The 20,796-nt window shown below is 63.4% G+C and carries 22 protein-coding genes; 13 read left to right on the forward strand and 9 right to left on the reverse strand.

Annotated elements, in window-relative coordinates:
- Positions 1–449 precede the first annotated feature (449 nt).
- The 4 genes from gatC (at position 450) to KBI52_RS23045 (ending at position 3,685) form a co-directional block, all read left to right on the forward strand.
- Positions 450–737 (forward strand): Asp-tRNA(Asn)/Glu-tRNA(Gln) amidotransferase subunit GatC, encoded by a 288-nt coding sequence (gatC, locus tag KBI52_RS23030; protein WP_173948243.1) that lies wholly within the window; start codon positions 450–452, stop codon positions 735–737.
- 89 nt (positions 738–826) lie between these two features.
- A complete protein-coding gene (gene gatA / locus KBI52_RS23035) occupies positions 827–2,341 on the forward strand; it encodes an Asp-tRNA(Asn)/Glu-tRNA(Gln) amidotransferase subunit GatA (protein WP_210811882.1) in 1,515 nt (504 codons plus the stop codon).
- Positions 2,342–2,345: 4 nt separating this feature from the next.
- Positions 2,346–2,645: a hypothetical protein gene (locus tag KBI52_RS23040; RefSeq protein WP_173948241.1), complete on the forward strand. Its 300-nt coding sequence runs from the start codon at positions 2,346–2,348 to the stop codon at positions 2,643–2,645.
- A gap of 119 nt (positions 2,646–2,764) precedes the next feature.
- Entirely contained in the window at positions 2,765–3,685 is a 921-nt protein-coding gene (locus tag KBI52_RS23045; protein WP_210811883.1) for a DMT family transporter, read from the forward strand.
- A gap of 9 nt (positions 3,686–3,694) precedes the next feature.
- Here the strand turns inward: KBI52_RS23045 and KBI52_RS23050 are convergent, their stop codons facing one another.
- Positions 3,695–4,222, reverse strand: coding sequence for a hypothetical protein (locus KBI52_RS23050; protein WP_210811884.1), 528 nt, complete (start codon positions 4,220–4,222; stop codon positions 3,695–3,697).
- Positions 4,223–4,377: 155 nt separating this feature from the next.
- Positions 4,378–4,689, reverse strand: a complete 312-nt coding sequence (locus tag KBI52_RS23055; RefSeq protein WP_210272179.1) for an LPXTG cell wall anchor domain-containing protein — start codon at positions 4,687–4,689, stop codon at positions 4,378–4,380.
- A 221-nt stretch (positions 4,690–4,910) separates the two neighbouring features.
- Between KBI52_RS23055 and gatB the strand changes: the two genes are divergently transcribed.
- Genes gatB through KBI52_RS23075 form a run of 4 tightly spaced genes read left to right on the forward strand, consistent with a single transcriptional unit; the run spans position 4,911 to position 8,806 of the window.
- Positions 4,911–6,386, forward strand: a complete 1,476-nt coding sequence (gene gatB / locus KBI52_RS23060; RefSeq protein ID WP_210811885.1) for an Asp-tRNA(Asn)/Glu-tRNA(Gln) amidotransferase subunit GatB — start codon at positions 4,911–4,913, stop codon at positions 6,384–6,386.
- A 50-nt stretch (positions 6,387–6,436) separates the two neighbouring features.
- Positions 6,437–7,075 (forward strand): GDSL-type esterase/lipase family protein, encoded by a 639-nt coding sequence (locus tag KBI52_RS23065; RefSeq protein WP_210811886.1) that lies wholly within the window; start codon positions 6,437–6,439, stop codon positions 7,073–7,075.
- Entirely contained in the window at positions 7,072–8,250 is a 1,179-nt protein-coding gene (locus KBI52_RS23070) for an acyltransferase (RefSeq protein WP_173948236.1), read from the forward strand. The genes KBI52_RS23065 and KBI52_RS23070 overlap by 4 nt, the downstream gene beginning before the upstream one ends.
- 34 nt (positions 8,251–8,284) lie before the next feature.
- Positions 8,285–8,806, forward strand: a complete 522-nt coding sequence (locus KBI52_RS23075; RefSeq protein WP_173948235.1) for a GNAT family N-acetyltransferase — start codon at positions 8,285–8,287, stop codon at positions 8,804–8,806.
- Positions 8,807–9,314: 508 nt separating this feature from the next.
- Here KBI52_RS23075 and KBI52_RS23080 read toward each other — a convergent pair.
- The 4 genes from KBI52_RS23080 to KBI52_RS23095 form a co-directional block, all read right to left on the reverse strand.
- Positions 9,315–10,727, reverse strand: coding sequence for an adenylate/guanylate cyclase domain-containing protein (locus KBI52_RS23080; RefSeq protein WP_173948233.1), 1,413 nt, complete (start codon positions 10,725–10,727; stop codon positions 9,315–9,317).
- 207 nt (positions 10,728–10,934) lie between these two features.
- A complete protein-coding gene (locus tag KBI52_RS23085) occupies positions 10,935–11,771 on the reverse strand; it encodes a nickel/cobalt efflux transporter (protein ID WP_210811887.1) in 837 nt (278 codons plus the stop codon).
- 11 nt (positions 11,772–11,782) lie between these two features.
- Positions 11,783–12,055 (reverse strand): metal/formaldehyde-sensitive transcriptional repressor, encoded by a 273-nt coding sequence (locus KBI52_RS23090; protein WP_173948231.1) that lies wholly within the window; start codon positions 12,053–12,055, stop codon positions 11,783–11,785.
- 94 nt (positions 12,056–12,149) lie between these two features.
- A complete protein-coding gene (locus tag KBI52_RS23095) occupies positions 12,150–12,560 on the reverse strand; it encodes a DUF4345 domain-containing protein (protein WP_173948247.1) in 411 nt (136 codons plus the stop codon).
- A gap of 106 nt (positions 12,561–12,666) precedes the next feature.
- Here KBI52_RS23095 and KBI52_RS23100 point away from each other — a divergent pair, with 106 nt between their 5' ends.
- Positions 12,667–13,308: a glutathione S-transferase family protein gene (locus KBI52_RS23100; RefSeq protein WP_210811888.1), complete on the forward strand. Its 642-nt coding sequence runs from the start codon at positions 12,667–12,669 to the stop codon at positions 13,306–13,308.
- Complete coding sequence (locus KBI52_RS23105) at positions 13,305–13,763, forward strand: GNAT family N-acetyltransferase (protein ID WP_210811889.1); 459 nt, start codon at positions 13,305–13,307, stop codon at positions 13,761–13,763. The genes KBI52_RS23100 and KBI52_RS23105 overlap by 4 nt, the downstream gene beginning before the upstream one ends.
- Before the next feature lie 262 nt (positions 13,764–14,025).
- On the opposite strand, the gene KBI52_RS23110 is transcribed toward KBI52_RS23105, so the two are convergent.
- Entirely contained in the window at positions 14,026–14,277 is a 252-nt protein-coding gene (locus KBI52_RS23110) for a hypothetical protein (protein ID WP_210811890.1), read from the reverse strand.
- 191 nt (positions 14,278–14,468) lie between these two features.
- Here KBI52_RS23110 and KBI52_RS23115 point away from each other — a divergent pair, with 191 nt between their 5' ends.
- Positions 14,469–15,176 carry a glutathione S-transferase N-terminal domain-containing protein gene (locus KBI52_RS23115; RefSeq protein WP_210811891.1) on the forward strand — a complete coding sequence of 236 codons (708 nt, stop codon included), beginning with the start codon at positions 14,469–14,471 and terminating at the stop codon, positions 15,174–15,176.
- Between the two features lie 151 nt (positions 15,177–15,327).
- On the opposite strand, the gene KBI52_RS23120 is transcribed toward KBI52_RS23115, so the two are convergent.
- Together KBI52_RS23120 and KBI52_RS23125 are read right to left on the reverse strand one after the other, a co-directional pair.
- Positions 15,328–17,316, reverse strand: a complete 1,989-nt coding sequence (locus tag KBI52_RS23120) for a calcium-binding protein (protein WP_210811892.1) — start codon at positions 17,314–17,316, stop codon at positions 15,328–15,330.
- A gap of 244 nt (positions 17,317–17,560) precedes the next feature.
- On the reverse strand, positions 17,561–17,965 hold the full coding sequence (locus KBI52_RS23125; protein ID WP_210811893.1) for a DUF2147 domain-containing protein: 405 nt from the start codon (positions 17,963–17,965) through the stop codon (positions 17,561–17,563).
- Between the two features lie 168 nt (positions 17,966–18,133).
- Here KBI52_RS23125 and ndk point away from each other — a divergent pair, with 168 nt between their 5' ends.
- Together ndk and KBI52_RS23135 are read left to right on the forward strand one after the other, a co-directional pair.
- On the forward strand, positions 18,134–18,556 hold the full coding sequence (gene ndk / locus KBI52_RS23130) for a nucleoside-diphosphate kinase (RefSeq protein WP_173948225.1): 423 nt from the start codon (positions 18,134–18,136) through the stop codon (positions 18,554–18,556).
- A gap of 83 nt (positions 18,557–18,639) precedes the next feature.
- Positions 18,640–20,742 (forward strand): molybdopterin-dependent oxidoreductase, encoded by a 2,103-nt coding sequence (locus KBI52_RS23135; protein WP_210811894.1) that lies wholly within the window; start codon positions 18,640–18,642, stop codon positions 20,740–20,742.
- Positions 20,743–20,796: the final 54 nt, after the last annotated feature.

Consider the following 20,796-nt stretch of genomic DNA (forward strand, 5'->3'; position numbering starts at 1 on the left):
TAGCTTGCACCCGCTGTCAAGAACAAAGTGAGAACATGACCTCACCCACACCTGTCCACCACTCCGACGCTCGGCCCGTCATCACCGGCCTTGTGCCGGTGATCCCGATGGCTCGAAACGCCGCGCTTCACATGAACGGGATGGCCGGGACAAGCCCGGCCATGACGTCGAGGGTGTTAGGACGGACGGAAGGTGGCGGGGAAGAGCGCCGCGCCTCACCGCAGCGGGATGGCCGGGACAAGCCCGGCCATGACGGGGTGGGTGCCAGGACAGGCGGAGGGTGGCCATGACGTGCGGATGAGGGAACGGCCAGTGATGACTGGGGGAGGGTATCATCCTCAGGCCACGCCGAAGACAGGAGAGGCCCGTCCCGTCACATCCAGCGTTGCCCCGCGAGGCGGGCGGGTGCTATAGGCCGGCCAGCAGATTTCCAAGGGGTATGACCATTCATGTCGGTCGATGAGAAAACGGTCCGCCGCATCGCCCATCTGGCGCGCATTGCCGTGACGGATGCGGAGGTGCCCCATCTCCAGGGCGAGCTCAACGCGATTCTCTCCTTCGTGGAGCAGCTCAACGAGGTGAATGTCGAGGGCGTCGAGCCGATGACCTCCGTGACGCCCATGGTCATGAAGAAGCGCCAGGATGGCGTGACCGATGGCGGCATTCCCGAGAAGATCGTCGAAAACGCTCCGGCAACGGAAGACAACTTCTTCCTGGTGCCGAAGGTGGTCGAGTAGGGCCGCGAGCCTTCCCACCGATCCTGAAATGAAGGCGCAGATGGCCGGGACGATCCCGCTCGAGGCGCCGAGACAAGAGATCCAGTCCCGTGACCGAACTGACCCATCTCACGATTGCCGAAGCCCGCGACGGCCTGAAGGCCAAGACCTTTTCCGCGACCGAGCTGGCGCAGGCCCATCTCGCCGCCATGGAGAAGGCGAGGGCGCTCAACGCCTATCTGGTCGAGACGCCCGAGAAGGCGCTCGCCATGGCCAAGACCTCGGACGAGAAGATCGCCCGCGGTGAGGGAGGGGCGCTCGAGGGTATCCCGCTCGGAATCAAGGACCTGTTCTGCACCGAGGGCGTCACCACGACGGCCGGCTCCAAGATCCTCGGCAATTTCATCCCGCCTTATGAGTCGACGGTCACCCGGAACCTCTGGAACGACGGCGCCGTGATGCTCGGCAAGCTCAATCTGGACGAATTCGCCATGGGCTCGTCCAACGAGACCAGCGCCTTCGGGCCGGTGGTGTCGCCCTGGCGGCGCGAGGGCTCGAATGTGAGCGCCGGAGCCTCCGGGGCCATCGAGGGCACTCATCTGGTGCCCGGCGGCTCCTCGGGCGGGTCGGCGGCGGCCGTTGCCGCTCACCTCTGCCTGGGCGCCACCGCGACGGACACCGGCGGATCGATCCGCCAGCCGGCGGCGTTCACCGGCACGGTCGGCATCAAGCCGACCTATGGGCGCGTCTCCCGCTGGGGCACCGTGGCCTTCGCCTCGTCGCTCGATCAGGCCGGCTCGATCACCCGCTCCGTGCGGGATTCGGCCATCATGCTCCGCTCCATGGCCGGGCCCGACCCCAAGGACACCACCTGCGTGGACCTGCCGGTGCCCGATTTCGAGGCTGCGGTTTCTCGGGGCGTGAAGGGTCTCAAGATCGGCATTCCCAAGGAATACCGGATCGACGGCATGTCGCCCGAGATCGAGCAGCTCTGGCATCAGGGCGCCGAGTGGCTGCGCGCCGCCGGGGCCGAGATCGTCGAGGTGTCGCTTCCGCACACCAAGTACGCGCTGCCCGCCTACTACATCGTTGCGCCGGCTGAGGCTTCCTCGAACCTCGCCCGTTACGACGGCGTGCGCTACGGCCTGCGCGAGAACGGCCGGGACATCGTCGATCTCTATGAGAAGACCCGTGCGGCGGGCTTCGGCCGCGAGGTCAAGCGCCGCATCATGATCGGTACCTATGTGCTCTCGGCGGGGTATTACGACGCCTATTACGTCCGGGCGCAGAAGCTGCGCACCCTGATCAAGCGGGACTTCGAGGAGGTCTACGCCCAGGGCGTGCACGCGATCCTGACCCCGGCCACCCCATCGTCCGCCTTCGGCATTGGCGAGAAGGGCTCGGGCGATCCGGTCGAGATGTATCTCAACGACATCTTCACCGTGACGGTGAACATGGCAGGCCTGCCGGGCATTGCCGTGCCGGCCGGGCTCGATGCCCAGGGGTTGCCGCTGGGGCTCCAGCTCATCGGTCGCGCGTTCGACGAGGAAACCCTCTTCGCGGCCGGCCAGGTGATCGAGGATTCTGCCGGCCGCCTCACGCTGCCGCAGGCCTGGTGGGCATGACGACGTGCATCCCACGGTTCCCGTCATTCACCTCTGGGACTGGCTGCCTGCCGCCTTCGATCCTGTTCTGATCCTCGTCGCTGTCTGGCTCGGCTGGAAGGCCGACCAGTTCGGCAAGGTGTTGATCGTCGGCATGATCGCGCTCGCTGTATCGGCGCTCGTCTCCTGGGCCATCAGCAGCATGGGCGTGCCCTGGATTGCCCCTGTGCGTTCGGACGCGCTGACCCTGTTCCCGGTTCGCTTCGTCGCCGGGCTGCTCTGGGCAAGCGCCGCGTTTGCGGCTCGGCGAGTGGCGAGGCGGTAGTCGGCCCCGATTGTCCTTGTGCCACAGTTCGGCCGGCGCCGAAGCATCGTAAGGCGACTTAGGTCCTGGCCTGTGTCAGATTCGTGCTGCCGTCCACCACAGCACACGGAACTGAACTCATGGCGACGAGCCAACCGAAGCCCAACCATGCCGTCGAGCTCTCGCTCCTGCTCGTTCTCGCGACGCTGTGGGCGTCGTCCTACACCTTCATCAAAATCGGCATCGACACGATCCCGCCCGTCACCCTGATCGCCGCCCGCACGCTGATCGCGGGAGGGATCCTTGTGCTGATCATGCGGTGGCGCGGGATCCGCCTGCCACGGGACGGGGCGAGCTGGCGCAACTTCGCCGTTCAGGCCTGCCTCAACAGCGTCATGCCGTTTACGCTGATCGCCTGGGCGGAGAGATCCATCGATGCGGGTCTGGCGGTCATCCTGAACTCGATGACGCCAGTCTTCACGTTCCTGATCACATGGCTCTGGTCCCAGCATGAGGCGACGTCGCTCCGAAAGCTCGCTGGGGTCGTCCTGGGCCTTGCCGGAACATGTATCATCGTCGGCAGCCAAGCCTTCGCCCATGTCGGCCAGGAGCTGACCGCGCAGCTCGCCGTCGTGCTGGCCACGGTCTGCTACGCGGGAGCAGCCATCTTCGGCCGTACGTTCAAGAATCTCGACCCGATGTCGCCGGCGGCCGGATCGCTCCTGTCCGGGGCCGTGATCCTACTGCCCCTGAGCCTGATCGTTGATCGGCCGTGGACGCTGGCTCCGTCAGGAGCCTCGATCCTGGCGCTGGCCGGACTGGCCGTGTTCTCGACCGCCCTGGCCTTCGCGATCTATTTCCGTCTGATCCGGACTCTCGGCTCGGTGGGCGCCACGGCCCAGGCCTATCTGCGGGCACCCATCGGGATCGCCATCGGGGCGTATTTCCTTGGGGAGAGCCTCAGCGAAGCGGCCTGGATCGGTCTTCTCTGCATCCTTGCCGGTGTGGCCTTCATGACCGTGCCTGAAAGGACCCGGAAGGCTGCCGTTCAGGCTGCATGAAATCCGCCTTTAGGTCTCCGCCAGTCCGGCGCCCGACCCCGCCGGGCTGCCGAGCGCCGTGGCGATCTCCGCCAACGTGGCCTTTTCGGCATCGCTCACGGCCACGCCGCCGAAGCCGAGAAAGCCGCCTTCCTTCCCGGCCTCCGCGGACTTGCGTGCGACGCTGAACAGCCACGCTTTGAACGCGGCCGCCTCGTCGGGCGCTTTGGCGTCGAGCAGCCCCGAGACGGCGTGAAGCTCCTCGATGGCCTTGCCCTTGATGTCGGCGAACTGGCTGCCCTTGAATTGAGCCTGGAAGGATTCCCGCACGGCGTTTCGGGTATCGGTGTTGGCAATGTCCTCGGCAACCGCTTTCACGAGGGGCGTGGCCTGCGCATCCTGCTTCGCCTCCAGAAGCGCCCAGCCGCTCGACATGGATTCCTGGAGCAGGCTCCAGAGACCGCCCGGGTCTGCCGCCGTGATGGCCATGCTGGCGACAACCGGGCTCGCGACGACGCGGGACCATTCCTCTGCGGTGAAGCTCGATTTGCTGGCCATCTTGATTGTCTCCAAGGTTGGTGGCGGGCGATTTTCCAAGCCTAACCGCCTGCTCTTCCGCTTGGTTCCTCAGGAAGGGGATGGCCGCTCGTACGAAAAATGGGTCTGACCGGAAGGTCAGACCCATCATGCGCAGTGTTACGCGGGACGCGAGGTTACTGCGGATTGGCGGGAGCCGACGGAGAGGACGGGGTCGCCGGAGCTGCGGGAGCAGCCGGGGCCGCCGGTGTGGCCGGAGCGGTCGATCTGGTGCTCGGCGAAGAGCTTTCCGTCTGGGTGCCGGTGCTGCCGGTTGTGCTCGGTTCGTTGCTGCCGCCATCATAGAAGAGGAAGGCCAGAAGGCCTAGCGCGACAACAAGACCGCCGATCACATAAGCAAGAGTGTTCGAACCCCGGCCTGTATTATCGTAGACGTTGGTCTCGCGATTGTACACGTTCGGTTCGCGATCCATAGGATCCATAGCCATTTTGAAACTCCTTGACCGTTTTACCTCCCGAACAACGCGTCATGTGGGATCGGGTTTCACCGGAGCGTGGCAATTATTTTCGAAATCTGTGCATAAAATTCTTCTAATCTTAACGTTAGGTTAAGCATTCTGAACGCCCGTTCATCTCGAAAGGGGTTGACCCTTTTGAGGGTCGCTCGTACTCCGAGCAGGCGAAGGCAAGAGATAAAGGCGCGAGGGTCATGAACGCTCCGGTCAATCCGAAGAAGCTCATCAAAGGTGCGACAGGCGATTGGGAAATCGTCGTCGGCATGGAGATCCACGCGCAGGTGACGAGCCAAGCCAAGCTGTTCTCCGGCGCCTCGACGGCTTTCGGGGGCGATCCGAACAGCCACGTATCCTTGGTGGACGCGGCTATGCCGGGCATGCTGCCCGTGATCAACGAGGAATGCGTCCGTCAGGCGATCCGTACCGGCCTCGGTCTCAAGGCCGAGATCAACCTGCGCAGCACTTTCGACCGCAAGCACTACTTCTATCCGGATCTGCCGCAGGGGTACCAGATCAGCCAGTACAAGAGCCCGATCGTGGGCGAGGGCGAGGTGATCGTGGACGTGCCGGAGTCCGGCGAGACCATCACGGTGCGCATCGAGCGCCTGCATCTCGAGCAGGACGCCGGCAAGTCGATCCACGACCTGCATCCCACCCTGAGCTTTGTTGATCTCAACCGTTCCGGCGTGGCCCTGATGGAAATCGTCTCGAAGCCGGACCTGCGTTCGGCCGACGAGGCGCGCGCCTATGTGACCAAGCTGCGCACGATCCTGCGCTATCTCGGCACCTGCGACGGCGACATGGACAAGGGCAACCTTCGCGCCGACGTGAACGTTTCGGTCCGCCGTCCCGGCGAGGAGTTCGGCACCCGCTGCGAGATCAAGAACGTCAACTCCATCCGGTTCATCGGCCAGGCCATCGAGGTCGAGGCGCGCCGTCAGATCGCGATCCTGGAGGACGGCGGCAAAATCGACCAGGAGACCCGCCTGTACGATCCGGGCAAGGGCGAGACCCGCTCCATGCGCTCGAAGGAAGAGGCTCACGATTACCGCTACTTCCCCGATCCGGACCTGTTGCCGCTCGAGTTCGACCAGGCTTACGTGGACGATCTCGCCCAGCACCTGCCGGAACTGCCGGACGAGAAGAAGGCCCGCTTCATGGCCGATTACGGTCTGCCGAGTTACGACGCCGGCGTGCTCGTGGCCGAACGCGCCTCCGCCGATTTCTACGAAGAGGTTGCCAAGGGCCGCGACGGCAAGGCCGCGGCGAACTGGGTGATCAACGAGCTGTTCGGACGCCTCAACAAGGAGGGCAAGGACATCACGGGATCGCCGGTCTCGGCCGCGCAGCTCGGCGCCATCATCGAGCTGATCGGAGAGAACGTGATCTCCGGAAAGATCGCCAAAGACCTGTTCGAGATCGTCTTCACGGAGGGCGGCGATCCGCGCGAGATCGTGGAAAAGCGCGGCATGAAGCAGGTGACCGACACGGGCGCCATCGAGAAGGCCGTGGACGAGATCATCGCGGCCAACCCGGACAAGGTGGAGCAGGCCAAGGCGAAGCCGACCCTGCTCGGCTGGTTCGTCGGCCAGACCATGAAGGCCACGGGCGGCAAAGCCAACCCGCAGGCGCTCAATGAGATCCTGAAGCAGAAGCTCGGGATCGAGTAGGCCATGCCCGGCGGATCCGATCCGCCGGGATTGTCGTCGGCGCTGGCCTCGTGACCTCGCAGCCCAACCCCTTCGCCCCACACTGGCTGATCCGCGACATTGTGATCAGCGCGCACAAGGCCGCAGTCGGGCCGGGCGGTCTGCTCTTCATCGGCGATTCCATCGTCGAGGCGTTCTACTGGAACAGCATCGGCGCACTTCCCGTGCTCAATGCGGGCTTTTCCGGCATCTGGACGGAGGCCTTGGAGCCTCGAGTGCCGCTTCTCCTCGAATCGGCGGAGCCCAGTGTCGCGGTGCTGCTCGTAGGCACCAACGACGCCAAGAAGGATTGTACGGAGAGCGCCCTCGACGGCGTCACGGAGCATTTCGAGCGGATCATCGGGCATTTCAATGGCGTACAGGTTCCCGTCATCGTGCTGACACCGCCGCCGATCGAGCAGGCCAAGCGACTGACCAGCTTCTATTCTCCTGATGCCATGGCGTCCCTGAGCCGCCGCATCGTTCAGGTTGCGGAGGGTCGCGTGGCTGGCCTTCTCGATCTGCAGAATGCCTTTGCTGACGGGAGCGGAGCCGCAAGGGCGGGGATAACGACCGACGGGGTCCATCTGTCGGTACAGGCCTACAAGCTTCTGTACGATATGCTCGAGACGACACTTGCCGCACAGACGGTCCGGAGGAAGCGTCAATGACGGAAGTCAGCCAGCGAGGCGGCCAGTCTGCTCCACCTTCGAACGGTGCGCATTGGCCGTTTCTGGACTTACTTCGCCTGGGAGCGGCTCTGCTGGTGCTGTTCGGGCATACGCGCGGGCTCCTCTTCGTGAGCTTCCAGGACATCGTCCAAGCGGGATTGACCACAAAGGTCTTCTACTTCGTGACAGGTATTCACCGAGAGGGTGTCGCGATATTCTTTGCCGTCAGCGGCTTCCTAGTCGGCGGCGGAGTATGGCGCTCCATAGGGAAGTCCAGGTTCAATCCGCAGGCCTATTTCGCCAGCCGGTTCGCCCGAATTTTCGTCGTCCTTCTGCCGGCGCTGGCCCTGAGCCTGCTGCTCGACGGGATCGGGCGGTCTTATCTCGGTGGCACTCGGTTCTTTGGCGAGCGTCCCTTGATGCCGATCGGAGTCACGTCGGATTGGACCTGGGGGCAGATGGCATGCAACCTGGTGGCCATGCAGGGGATCTTCTGCAAGCCGCTTGGGGTGGACCCGCCGCTCTGGTCGCTGGGGTTCGAATGGACTTTCTATCTGCTCGCTCCCCTTCTGTTCGGGATCGGCGTCGCTCGTCTACCGAAATCCGTCAAGATCGGTGCCGCCGTCGTGCTCTTCCTGGGGCTCAACCACTTTGCGGGCGGGATCCTGAGATGGGCTCCCTGGTTCATGATCTGGCTCGCCGGAACCCTGGCTGCCCAGATCGTTCGGGATCGCACGATGCCGCTCGTTGCAGGTCTTGCGGGGCTTGCGGCGATCGCCACCGGATTTCTCGTCTCTCGCTTCCAGATCATACCTCCCTTCGGCACCGATCTCATGGTCGGGCTCGGAACCGCCCTTGCGATCGCGAACCGGAGGTTGCTGTCATGGTGCCCGATCGCAGGTTCGGTGCGCGTCGGAGCAGATTTCTCCTATTCCCTTTACCTTATTCACGTTCCCGTCACGGTTTTTCTGGGCGGTCTCCTCGAATGGTATGGCTGGCCGCCGGTTCTCGTTGCGCCAGGGGCGGCTCCCTATGGGGCATTTGCGGGACTTCTGGCCGGGGCACTCATTACAGCCTTCAGTTTCTCGCTTGTCACCGAACGTCGAACCGGGATCATCCGCAATCTGCTTCTGCGGAAGCGGATCGAGGCTTCCGCGCTCACGAGATCCGTCTAAGTCCATGCAACACGTTCAACAGGGCCCGAACAGCATGACCATGTCTCCTCCCGCGCCATTCCTCGCAAAGGTGCATCCCATCCCGGCCATCAGACCCGTCGCGGATGCCGATGCACAGGATCTCTTCGGTCTCCTGGCGCTCTGCTACGCGGAGTATCCGGGCTGCTTCGTTGATCCGCACGACGATCTGCCTGATTTGCGTGCCGCCGGCTCGTCATATGCCGCAACCGATGGCGCGTTCTGGGCGGTCGAGGACGAGCGCGGACGGGTCTGCGCCTGCGTCGCGGTGGATTTCCCTGAGAAGGGCGCAGCGGAACTGCACCGGCTCTATGTACGCTCCGACCGGCGCGGACAGGGACTCGGGTCCCTGCTCGTGCGCCAAGCCGAGGGGCATGCCCGATTCAAGGGCGCAGACCGCATGGTCCTGTGGTCGGACACGCGCTTCACGACCGCGCACCGGCTCTACACGCAGTGGGGCTACACGCAGATCGACGGCCAGCGCCAGCTCACCGATATCTCGAGATCCGCGGAGTATCGGTTCGAGAAGAAGCTCTAAGCCTCTTCTCTGGCAAAAGCGATCGAGTTGGAGTACATTCTGTTCCAGCGGCTGATTTATCAGCCGCTTTTTCATCAACCTCAGCCGAAGGAGGCGTCACATGGCCAACATTCTTGCCCCATGCACCCACGCCGCAATCCTTTTCTTCAACAACGCTGTAGGTTTCGATGAAGCAGATTACGTTATCTCTCGTCTGGATGACCGTTCGCATTGACCTGATCCCGACCGTGCGCGAGCGCGGCCAGACATCCCGAAAAACTCGCCCGCACTCAGAACTGCCGGTGTCCCTTCGTGCAAGGCTCAGCCCTCATCTGCTGAAGGACATCGGCGAGGACGTGAGCGGGCGCGACTGACGATGATCAGAAACAGATGGCATCACCGGTTGTGTGCCGGTGATGCCGATGAGGCGGGCTCAGCGCTATTCGGATCGGGATTGCTGGGACAAGCTCAGCGATGACGCAGTTGACACCCATACGTTCCTGACATTGTGGATGACGAGGCAGATCTCTCACGGAATCTCATAGACCAGGAACTCGTCGTTGATGCCGCGCAACGCCGTCTTCTGAAGAGTGGGCCGCAGGCCCTTGAGTTCGATGATCTGGGAAGCTTCCCGGTTCTCGACCACCGAATCGGTTGCAAAGATCGCGCGCGATACGGCAAGTCCTTGGACGCGGGAGGCGATGTTGACCGTCTGGCCGAAGTAATCCTGCCGGTCATTCAGGGTCACGGCGAGGCACGGGCCCTCGTGGATGCCGATCTTGAGCAGCAGGTCCTCGCTGCCGCGCTGCTCGTTGAGGCTGCGCATCGCATCGCGCATGCGCAGGGCCGCCGAGATCGCATGGTCCGGCGTAGAGAACGTCGCCATGACCGCATCCCCGATGGTTTTGACCACAGCACCGCCGTCGGTAGCGACGATCTCGTTGAGGACGCGGAAGTGCTCACGCACCAGATCATACGCCACGAGATCGCCGACGCGCTCGTAGAGTTCCGTCGAACCCTTCAGGTCAGTGAACAGGAAGGTCAGGCTGGTGATCTTCAGGCGCTGATCGATGTCGAGCGTGTCGGTGCGGTAGAGATCGCGGAAGGTCTGGTTCGTCAACAGGCGCTTCGCTGTGAGGAAGGGGCGCCTTTGCTCCAGCAGGTGGTGCAGTTCGTGACCGGCGACCCAGACGGCCGGCAGGACGCGCCGGTTCGTGCGGTTCTCGAGAGAGATCCGCAACGGACCCGGCTGCATGACGAGGGTCTCGTTTTGCGGATGGCTCTCGTTGAGGACGAATGAGAGGCTCTGGCGCTCGCGGGTAGGCTCGCCCTTGACGTCGATGAAATGGGCGGCATGGGTGACCGGATCCATGACGATGACGAATTCCGCGGGAAGCTGCAGGGACAGGATCGCGCGCTCACCGGGCGGCAGTTCGACGGCGTCGAGTACGATCTCGTCGATCAGGCGATCGAAACCCTCTGGCAGGTCGACTCCTGATCCCCAGAAGATCTGCCGCATGTACTCGTCCATCGGAAGCGTGTCCGGGTCATGGGCCGCGATCTTCCGGACGCGCGGGCTCACGGTGAACGTGACCTCCACCATCTCGTCGAGCGTCGGCTCATAACCGGCAGCGCAGAGGGCGCAGCTGTATTCGCTCTGATTGATCGACTTGAGGCTCATCCCCGATTCGAGCACCCCGCCGCACCCGGGGCAGAGCACGTTCCAGGACATCTCGAACACCCCGAGCCGGGCCGCGTGAAGGAACGCCGCGATGACGCGATCCTCGTCGAGCCCGTTCCTCGCCGCGAAGGCAAGTGCATTGATGCGGTTCAACTCGTGATCCGGCGCCTGACGGATCAGGCGCTCGAACGCCGCGACGACATCCGTATCGACATCGGCGGATTGCCGAAGGATCGCGAGGAATCTCTCGTCTTCGCCCATACAGCAGCCTCCTTCGAGGGGCAGAACTGGGTCCGCCCGCCTCATCACGCCAGGGCTCGGAATGCGGAGCTGACATTCCGATCCTCAACCCCATGATAGCAAAGCTGGCGCCGTCAGGCACGTGATTAAGGAGCGGCGCGAAGGGGCGCCTGCGGCCCTGTCAGTCCTGATGCGGTTCAAGGCGAGGCCTTGGATCACGATAGGAAGTCACGCCAGAAGGCCAAGCTTCCATAGGCCCTGGAGAGCGATGGTGCTTCCGATGACGAAGACGAGACCAGCCGAGATATAGGGCAGCCGCTCCCCCCATTCCTCCAGACCCGACCATCGCGTCCGGAGGGCATGGGTTCCCCAGGCGGCCACGATGCCCACCGTCACCAATGTGATCGCAAGGCCGACGCTGAAGGCCGCCACCATGCCGATGCCAAGCGTGAGGGCCCTGGCCTGGAGGCAGATGAGCAAAACCGCGATGGCGGCCGGGCAGGGGAGGAGCCCGCCGGTGAACCCGAACCAAGCGATGTCGAAATTCGTGACGTGCCGGTTGCCGCCGAAGCGCTCCCGAACCTCGCGTGCATGGGCCGCAGCATGGGCGTCGAGATGCCCGTCCTCATCATGATGCGCAGAATGGGAATGCCCATCACCATGATTGTGCCCGTGATCATGAGCGTGGCTATGATGCTCGTGGCTATGGTGATGATGGTGGTGCGCGGCCCTCAGCATCCAGAAAATGCGGAACGAAAGCGCCATGATCAGCAGACCCGAGAGCAGAACAAGCCAGGGCTCCGCGCGGTCGAGGATGAGCTTGTCCCCCAGGTACAGACCGAGGAGAGCCAAGGCCCAAACGACGATGGTATGGCCAATGGCAGCCGAGATGCCCAGCAGGGTCGCCTGGGCCGGTGTGCCCCGAACGGCCACGATGAAGGCTGCCATCATGGATTTCGAATGGCCAGGCTCCAGGGCATGCAGGGCGCCGAGCAGGATGGCGGCTGGCAGATAAAGCCAGGGATTGGCCACACCTGCCTGAATGAGCTGGGCGATGTCAGGCATGAAAAAACTCGTTATTTCAAATAGGTCCGGACCACATCGATCAGCTCGTCGGCGCCGCGCATCCGGTCGGTTTCCTGCGTGGGCTCCACCACGTGATGCTGGATGTGATCCTCGATCAGTTCCGCCGTGAGGCCGTTCATGGCCCCTCGCACGGAAGCGACGAGCTGAAGCACATCGGCGCAGCCGAGTTCGTTCTCGAGGGCCCGTTCGATGGCTTCGACCTGGCCGCGGATGCGGCGCACGCGAGCGAGCAGTTTGGACTTGGCTCGAACCGTATGGGACATATGGATCCTCCCGATAAATAATATAGGGGGGTACCCTATATATGTCGAGGCCATTCTCGCCCGCCCGGGTCGATGTACACGAGGTGGCAGGGGATCAGGGCTCAGCGACGCCGTACTCCTCGGCATAACGATTGGCGACCCGCGTCTGCCACAGGCAGAGAACAGGCGCGACCACGAGTTCGACGATCAGCCCGCCGACCATGAAGAAGGATGGCAGTCCGGTGAGAGCGAGGCCGATCAGGCGGCCCAAGCCGCCGATGACCACGAGCAGGGTCAGCAGCCGAAAGCGTCCGGTGTTGACCTCAATCGAGGGCAAGGTGCTCCAGAAGCAGAGACCGATGCCGAGCAGAAGGCCGGACATGAAGCGGAAGTGGCTTTCCGCTGATATACTCACCGCGTCGCCCGTGAGCGCCTGTCCGAACAGGACACCGTACAGGCCAGTGGCGACCGGAATGGCGGCCGCGATGGCCACGCTCTGCTGGAGCAATTTTCGTTCGCGTTCCATACCGGTCATGGCGTCCCCCAATGCCCTGAGATTCTGCTCCTTCCCGAGGACGAAACAATCGATTAGGGTCCCCGGCCACAGAATTTTCTTCATCGGGGATCGCATCATGCCGGCACGGTTCGAACTGCACGGATTCGGCTATTCGGGGCCGACCTACAAGGTGGCTCTCGCTCTGTCGCTGATGGGCGAACCGTTCGATTACGTGCACGTGAACATGATGGAGGGAGACCACAAGCAGCCTCCCCATCTGTCCCGGCAGCGCTACGGCCAGGTTCCCCTTCTGGTCGATCGCAACAGCGGACGCCACCTGTGCCAGTCGGCAGCAATCCTGGAATATCTCGCCGACATGACGGGCCGGTTTGGAGGCGCGAACCTCGACGAGCGCCTGCAGGTGCGCGAGTGGATGTACTGGGATTTCGACCGTCTCGCGGCTCCTCTGTACAAGGCGCGCGTGGTCAAGGCGGGCTTCCGTCAGGCGCCTCCCGAAGTGGTCGAGGATTGCATCATGGCGGCCAAGAACGCTCTGGGGGTCCTGGAACGTCACCTTGCAGGCCGCGCGTGGCTGGTCGGGGAGGGCGTGACCATTGCCGATATCGATGTCTACGGGGTCGTCGCCTTTGCGGGCGAAGCCGGCATCGACGCGGCGGAGTATCCTCAGGTGAGCGCATGGGCGAAGCGGGTCGAAGTTCTGTCCGGATTCCGCGCGCGTGCCGATCTGCTGCCTATGGAATCGCGGGCCGCCGCATGAGCGCTCTGTCGATCAGGGAGGCACAGGCGCGGGATCTCGAAGCGATCATTCGTCTGCACGAGGAAGACGAGCTGGGTTCCCATGGCGACGTTTGGTCGCCCGAGACGCGGCCCGCCTACGAGGCCGCCTTCGCGGCCATCCAGCAAAGCCCCGACAACCGGCTGTTCGTGGCTCTGGACGGCGACGAGGTCGTCGGCACCTTCCAGCTGACGTTCATTCCGAATCTCACCGGTCGTGGCGCCCTGCGCGTCAAGGTGGAGAGCGTCAAGGTGAAGGCTGCGCGACGCTCGGGCGGCATCGGCGCCCGGATGATGGCTTTCGCCGAAGACCATGCCCGTACATATGGGGCGGCCGCCATGGAGCTCACCTCGAACAAGACCCGCACGGATGCGCACCGGTTCTACGAGCATATCGGCTTCGTCCGCAGCCACGAGGGCTTCAAGAAGAAGTTTTGATCGTCAGCAACTCGCCTGTCATGGCCGGCCAGCCTCATGCCGACCAACCGATTGTCTTGAACGCAGCGCTTGTCATCGGCATCGCCGGCCTAAAGCATCGGAGCCAAAAGTGGACCCACTTTTGGGATCGGATCCGATGCTCACTTCCTGAAGCGGCGCATCGTTCGGGGCGGACCCAGCGGGCCGCGCAAGCGAAAACCGGGTCCACTTTTCCGCACGATGCGCTAGCCCGGCGATGCCGACAGCGGTGTCTCGGAACAGGTTAGGCCTTCATCCCGCCCTTTAGGCGCATGTTGCACTCGCTCCAGAACTTCGGCCACTTGGCGTCCTTGGCAAGCTTGCCGCCGGACTTGGCCTCCTTCCACTCCGCGCTGCACTTGCTCATGCGCTCGCGGGCAGCCATCTGGGCGGCCGTCGGCTGCTTCTTCGGCTTCATCTCGGCGGCCGCCTCTGCGGCACCTGCGATGGACAGGGCCATCGCGGCCGCGACGGCGAAACTGACAACTCGGTTCATCATGGGACATCCTCTCGAGCGCCCGTCAGGCGCAGGCGGCATCTCATGATGAAACAATGAAACATGCAAGCGCGGGAAGGCAGCCCTGCGTCCTTTCCACCGAATTTCATTGCAGACGAGGGTGCGAGTTCCGATCTTATGTCTTAACGTCCCGGCACCGACCCGTGTCGTCACGCAAGGAGAGGCTTTCCATGGCAGCTGCCGCGCAGAACCCGATCGATCTCTATTACTGGCCGACCCCGAACGGGTGGAAGATCACCATCATGCTCGAGGAATGCGGGCTCCCCTATGCGATCCATCCGATCAATATCGGCAAAGGCGACCAATTCGCTCCGGAGTTCCTGGCGATCTCTCCCAACAACAAGATGCCCGCCATCGTCGACCCGGACGGTCCCGACGGGCAGCCGATCGCCGTGTTCGAGTCCGGGGCCATCCTGCAATATCTCGGACGCAAGACAGGCCGATTCTATCCGCAGGACGAGCGCGGGCGGGTCGAGGTCGATCAATGGCTGTTCTGGCAGATGGGCGGCTTCGGCCCCATGCTCGGCCAGACGCATCATTTCCGCATCTACGCCCCGGAGAAGGTGCCCTATGCCATCGACCGTTACACGAACGAGACCAACCGTCTCTATGGCGTGCTGAACAAGCGCCTCGAAGATCGGGAGTTCGTGGCAGGCGAATACTCCATTGCCGATATGGCCATCGCCCCTTGGGCGAAGCTGTGGGACCGCCAAGGACAGGATATCGAGGAGTTCCCACATGCGAAGCGCTGGCTCGAGACCGTGCTCGCCCGCCCGGCAGTCCAGCGCGGCATCAAGGTGAGCTCGGATGACCGCGAGAAGACCGACCTGACCGACCCCAAGGTCCAGGCGGTGCTGTTCGGCCAGAGGGCACGGTAGGATCTGATTCTGCCGTTCCCGGGTTCGTCGTTCCGCAGAGCGGCTCCTTGAATCCATTCGTGGACACGGTGCGGAGCCGATGCCTCGAATCCCTGCCCGAGGAGGGTGTTGCGGAGGCCATGGACGTGAAAGGCCGGAGGCTACGGCGCTTCTAGGCGACGATGAAGTCGCCGGCAACGATCGCCGTGTGCACCTTGACGTGTGCGAACTTCACCGAATCGAAGGCATTGCCCGAGCCGTCGGCATCGTAGAACAGGTTGCCCGTCTTGGCGTCGTAAAGGATGCGCACATCCTTGTTTGCGGCCTTTGCGCCGAGCCCGAAGGCGCTCTCGTCGAGCAGGCCCCTGTGCAGCGCGCCGAAGACGGCCTTCGAGAGCCTGATCGTATCGACGCCGCTGAAGTCGGTCAGCGTGTCAACGTTGGTCTTGCCGAGCTTAGTGGAGAACACGAAGGTATCGCTACCATCGCCGCCGGAAAGCTTGTCGCGGCCGAGCCCGCCGTTGAGCACGTCGTCTCCGGCGCCCCCCTTGAGGCGGTCGGCGCCTCTGCTCCCTCGGACCGTGACGGACGCCGGCGGGAGCGAAACTGACGGGAGTGGGACGGTGGGCGTGTCGATCGCCGGAACGTCCGGTGCGACCGGCACGATCCCGTCCGGTGTGATCTGCAGGATAATTCGGGCGTCGATGGAAGCACCCTTTGGGTCGCTTGCCCGCACCACGAGCTCGACGGTGGTTTCCCCCGCCGTGAAGGGCTTGGCCACGATGAGCTCGTCGCCCTGGATCCGGAAGTGGCCGTTCGGGTTCGACGCGAGGAAATAGCCCAGGGCGTCGCCGTCCGGATCGGTCCCCGACAGATGACCCACGACGGCTCCGGCCTTGGCCCGTCCGCTCACGGTTGTGACGTCGAGGCTCACAGACGTGGGAGCCGAGTTCGAAGCGGTCAGTGCGATCGTCCGATCGGCAAACTGCGCATATTCGATGCCCGTCAGCGTGTCCTGACCATCCCCGGTGCGGTTGTCCACGACGGAGAAGCTGCCGTCGGCCTTTCGCTGGACGGTATAATCGGAAAAGTTGCCGCCATAGACCGCCACGTCGGTGCCGCTTCCGCCGATCAGAACGTCGTCGTGCGCGCCACCTCTGAGAACATCGTTGCCGGCTTGGCCGTCGAGAGTGTCGTTGCCGCCGAGGCCGGTAAAGGAGTTGGCGGCATCGTTGCCGATGAAGTGATCCGTGTTGTGCGCGCCCGTAAGGTTCTCGACGTTGCGGATCGTGTCCCAAGTCCCGTTACCGGTCTGCTGTTTGCCGGTGATACGCAGATCGACCTTGTGCCAGGCCAGGCGATAATAGTCTCCGCGCGTGAAACCGAGCGTGTCGACACCCTCGCCGGCATCGAGAAAGTTGGTGCCGGGGCCCGTCACGAAGGTTTCGTCGCCGTCGCCGCCATAGGCGATGTCGTTGCCGGCGCCGAACAGGATCTTGCCGTCGATGGTGCCGCCGCGGCCGTCGTAGATGTTCGTCGACGCCCCCCGCGGCTCGTTCCAGCCGTCTCCGCCGAGCCAGACATCGCCCTTGATGTGGCCGGTGTTGGTGACGGTGGTGGACCCGTTCCAAAGGCCGAAGATGGCAACGACGCCCTCGATCAGGCCAGTATTCGTGATGACGAGACTATCCGTGTCCGTGTCATACCCGTTGGCCACGATTCCATCGCTGCCGATGATGGTTCCCGAGTTGAAGATCGTGTTCTGGGTGCCCGCATGGGTCTCAAGCAACACGGCCGTGCCTGCGCCAAGCTTGCTCTTGCCACTGATCAGGCCCGCATTGGTCACGATATTGGCGCCGCCCCCGCCGGGGATAGGATCGCCGAGCCAAAGTCCTCCCGACAGGCCGAAGACCGAGCCGGTGCCGGAGATGTTGATCCGTCCGGAGGTTGAGATTGCTACGTCCTGCTCGCTGCGTACTGACCCATTGAGCAGCAGGGTGTTGTCCAAACCCGTGATCGCTCGGGAGCCATAGCCCGATGCGGTAATCGAGCTACCCTCAGCCAATACGACCGTATCGTTACGTTCCAGCGCGAGCGCGACATCATAATCCTCAGTCGAAGGCGGCACGGGCGACGATGCGTCAATCACGTAAACGGTCACGGCGGCACTCCAGCTATGGCTCAGCTAAAGGCCTTATTATGTTATAGAGTTATATATCGCAAGCAGTGTTAGGAATAAAATTTCTTCTGAGGGACGATTGTAGGTCGTTCCCGGCCAGTCCTGACGAACTGAAATCTCAGAGTTAATCTTGCACCGGCAATCGGTTCGCTTGGCTCACGAAATTCCGTCGGCTGCCCTGGATGGCCGCACCCGGTACAACCATCGCGTGGTGCAGGGCTCGGAGCTAATTCGCCTTCGTCCAGGTCTGCGACCGGCAGATCAGTCCGCCGAGGACGCAGCCGGAAAGCTGCAGGGTGGTCGGGCTCATGAGCTTGAGCTTGCCGGTATAGGTCTTGCCGTCCTGCGGATTGTAGAGCTGGCCGACGTAGCCGTCCGCCTCAGGCTTGACGTCCCAGATCATCCGGACGCCCACGATGTTGCGGTCCCGCAGCTTCGGGTCTGCGTTATTGGTATCCTTCTCGTAGGTCGAGGACACGATGGTGCCGCAATAAACGGCGCCGCATCTGGCAATCCTCACCCGGGTATCGCCGCTCTGGGTCAGCCATGTCCCGCTCGGGTCTGCCGATTGAGCCTGGGCCGGGACGGTCAACAGGGCAAGGCCGAAAGCGGCCAGGATCGCGTGCTTCATGGGGGACTCCCTCTATGCCGGTATTCACCGGGCCGTTCATCCAGAAGAGTAGGGGAGGCGGTTAAGCTTTCCAAGCGGGTGGGGGCAAAAGGCGCTTGAGGCGCGAGGGGCTCGTCGCTATAAGCGCCGCACTTCATCAATTCCCATCTCAGATCAAAGCGAGTTGCCATGGCCATCGAGCGTACCTTCTCCATCATCAAGCCCGACGCGACCGAGCGGAACCTCACCGGCGCCATCAACGCCGTCATCGAGAAGGCCGGCCTGCGCATCGTGGCTCAGAAGCGCATCCTCATGAGCCGCCGCGAGGCCGAGACCTTCTACGCGGTCCACAAGGAGCGCCCCTTCTTCGGCGAGCTCGTGGACTTCATGATCTCCGCCCCGGTCGTCGTTCAGGTCCTCGAGGGCGAGAACGCCGTTCTCCGCTACCGCGAGATCATGGGCGCCACCAACCCGGAGAGCGCCGCCGAGGGCACGATCCGCAAGCTCTACGCCAAGTCGATCGGCGAGAATTCGGTCCACGGCTCCGACAGCCAGGACAACGCCAAGATCGAGATCGCCCAGTTCTTCTCGGGCAACGAGATCGTCGGCTAAGCTTTCGTGGCATAGCCCTCATGTTTAGGCCGCCCTCGGGCGGCCTTTTCATTTTACGGCTCTTCGACCATCATGCGCCCGCCATGAACCAAGCTTCCCGCATCGAACGCCGCGCCTCCGTTTGCCCGCACGATTGCCCATCCGTGTGCTCCCTCGAGGTCGAGGTGATCGACGGTCGCACCATCGGCCGCGTCCACGGAGCGAAGAGCAACACCTACACGGCAGGCGTGATCTGCGCGAAGGTGGCCCGCTATGCGGAGCGCATCCACAATCCGGACCGGCTGCTCCATCCGCTACGGCGCACCGGCCCCAAGGGCTCGGGGCAGTTCGAGCGCATCTCCTGGGATGAGGCCCTCGACGTCGTGGCGGCGAAATTCCTGGAAGCGGAGCGGGAGTTCGGCTCGGAATCGGTCTGGCCCTACTACTATGCCGGCACCATGGGCTACGTGATGCGCGACGGCATCAACCGCCTGCGTCATGTGAAGAAATATTCCGGCCAATATTCCACCATCTGTACGGCCATGAGCTGGACCGGATACGTGGCCGGCGCGGGTCACTTGCGCGGCGCCGACCCGCGCGAGATGGCGGTCTCCGACTGCATCGTGATCTGGGGCACGAACCCGGTTCATACTCAGGTTAACGTGATGACGCACGCGATGAAGGCCCGAAAGGAGCGCGGCGCCAAGATCGTGGCCATCGACATCTACCAGAACGCCACCATGAAGCAGGCCGACATGGCGCTGCTCGTGAAGCCGGGGACAGACGGCGCGCTCGCCTGCGCGGTCATGCACGTGCTCTTCCGCGACGGGCTCGCGGACTGGGACTATCTCGAAAGCTACACCGACCATCCGCGTGAACTCGAGGAGCATCTGCGCACGCGCGATCCGGCGTGGGCCTCCGCCATCACGGGCCTGTCGGTGGAGGAGATCGAAGCCTTCGCCGGGCTCGTGGGCGCGACCAAGCGCACTTACTTCCGCCTCGGCTTCGGTTTCGCGCGCCAGCGCAACGGCGTGGTCAACATGCATGCGGCGCTCTCCATCCCGGCGGTCACCGGCGCGTGGCGCTACGAGGGCGGCGGCGCTCTGCATTCCAACAGCGGAATCTTCCATTGGAACAAGGCTTTGATCGAGGGCCACGACGCCATCGACAAGAGCATCCGCATCCTCGACCAGTCCCAGATCGGCCGTGTTCTCACCGGCGACCCGCAGGCGCTCTACGATGGACCTCCCGTCAAGGCGATGCTGATCCAGAACACCAATCCGGTCTCGGTCGCCCCTGAGCAGGAGCTGGTGAAGCAGGGCTTCGCCCGGGAAGACCTCTTCGTCTGCGTCCACGAGCAGTTCATGACCGAGACGGCTCTGATGGCCGACATCGTGCTGCCCGCGACCATGTTCATGGAGCACGACGATCTGTATTCCGGCGGCGGACATCAGCATTTCCAGGTCGGCCCCAGGCTGATCGATCCGCCGGGCGAGTGCCGCTCCAACCACGAGGTGTTCCGCGGGCTGGCAGCGCGCCTCGGCGCGGAGCATCGCGGCTTCGCCATGGAGCCGCGGGAGATCATCGACTGGACCCTCCGGAATTCGGGCTGGGGCGATCTCGATAACCTGGAGGCTCATGTTCATTTCGACGCGCAGCCGCCCTTCGAGGAGGCTCATTTCCTCAATGGCTTCGGCTATCCGGACGGCAAGTTCCGCTTCAAGCCTGACTGGACGGCGATCCCGTCCTACAACAATGGCCCTATGGGGCCCTGGGCCAGCATGCCGGCCTTCCCGGACCACTGGAGCGTGATCGAGGCGGCGACGAGCGAGCATCCGTTCCGGCTTGCCACCAGCCCGGCGCGGAACTTCCTCAATTCGAGCTTCAATGAAACTCCGACTTCCCTGGAGAAGGAGAGGAGGCCCGAGGTGATGATCCATCCGCTCGATGCCGAGCCGCAGGGCATCGCAGACGGCGATTGGGTCAAGCTCAGGAACCACCGCGGCGAGGTCTATCTGCGGGCGAGGCTCTTCGATGGTGTGCGGCGCGGCGTATTGATCGCCGAGGGCATCTGGCCCAACGCGGCCCATCCCTTCGGACGCGGCATCAACACGCTCACCGGCGGCGACCAGGTGGCTCCCTACGGCGGGGCCGCCTTCCACGACAATCGGGTGGCACTGGAGAAGGCCTCACCTGACCTTGAGTGATCCAACTATCGTCTGATTCCGAGCAACATAGTAACGTTTAATCATAGTCAGGCG

This window comes from Microvirga sp. HBU67558 (genome assembly GCF_018069605.1).
GTDB classification, from domain to species: domain Bacteria; phylum Pseudomonadota; class Alphaproteobacteria; order Rhizobiales; family Beijerinckiaceae; genus Microvirga; species Microvirga terrae.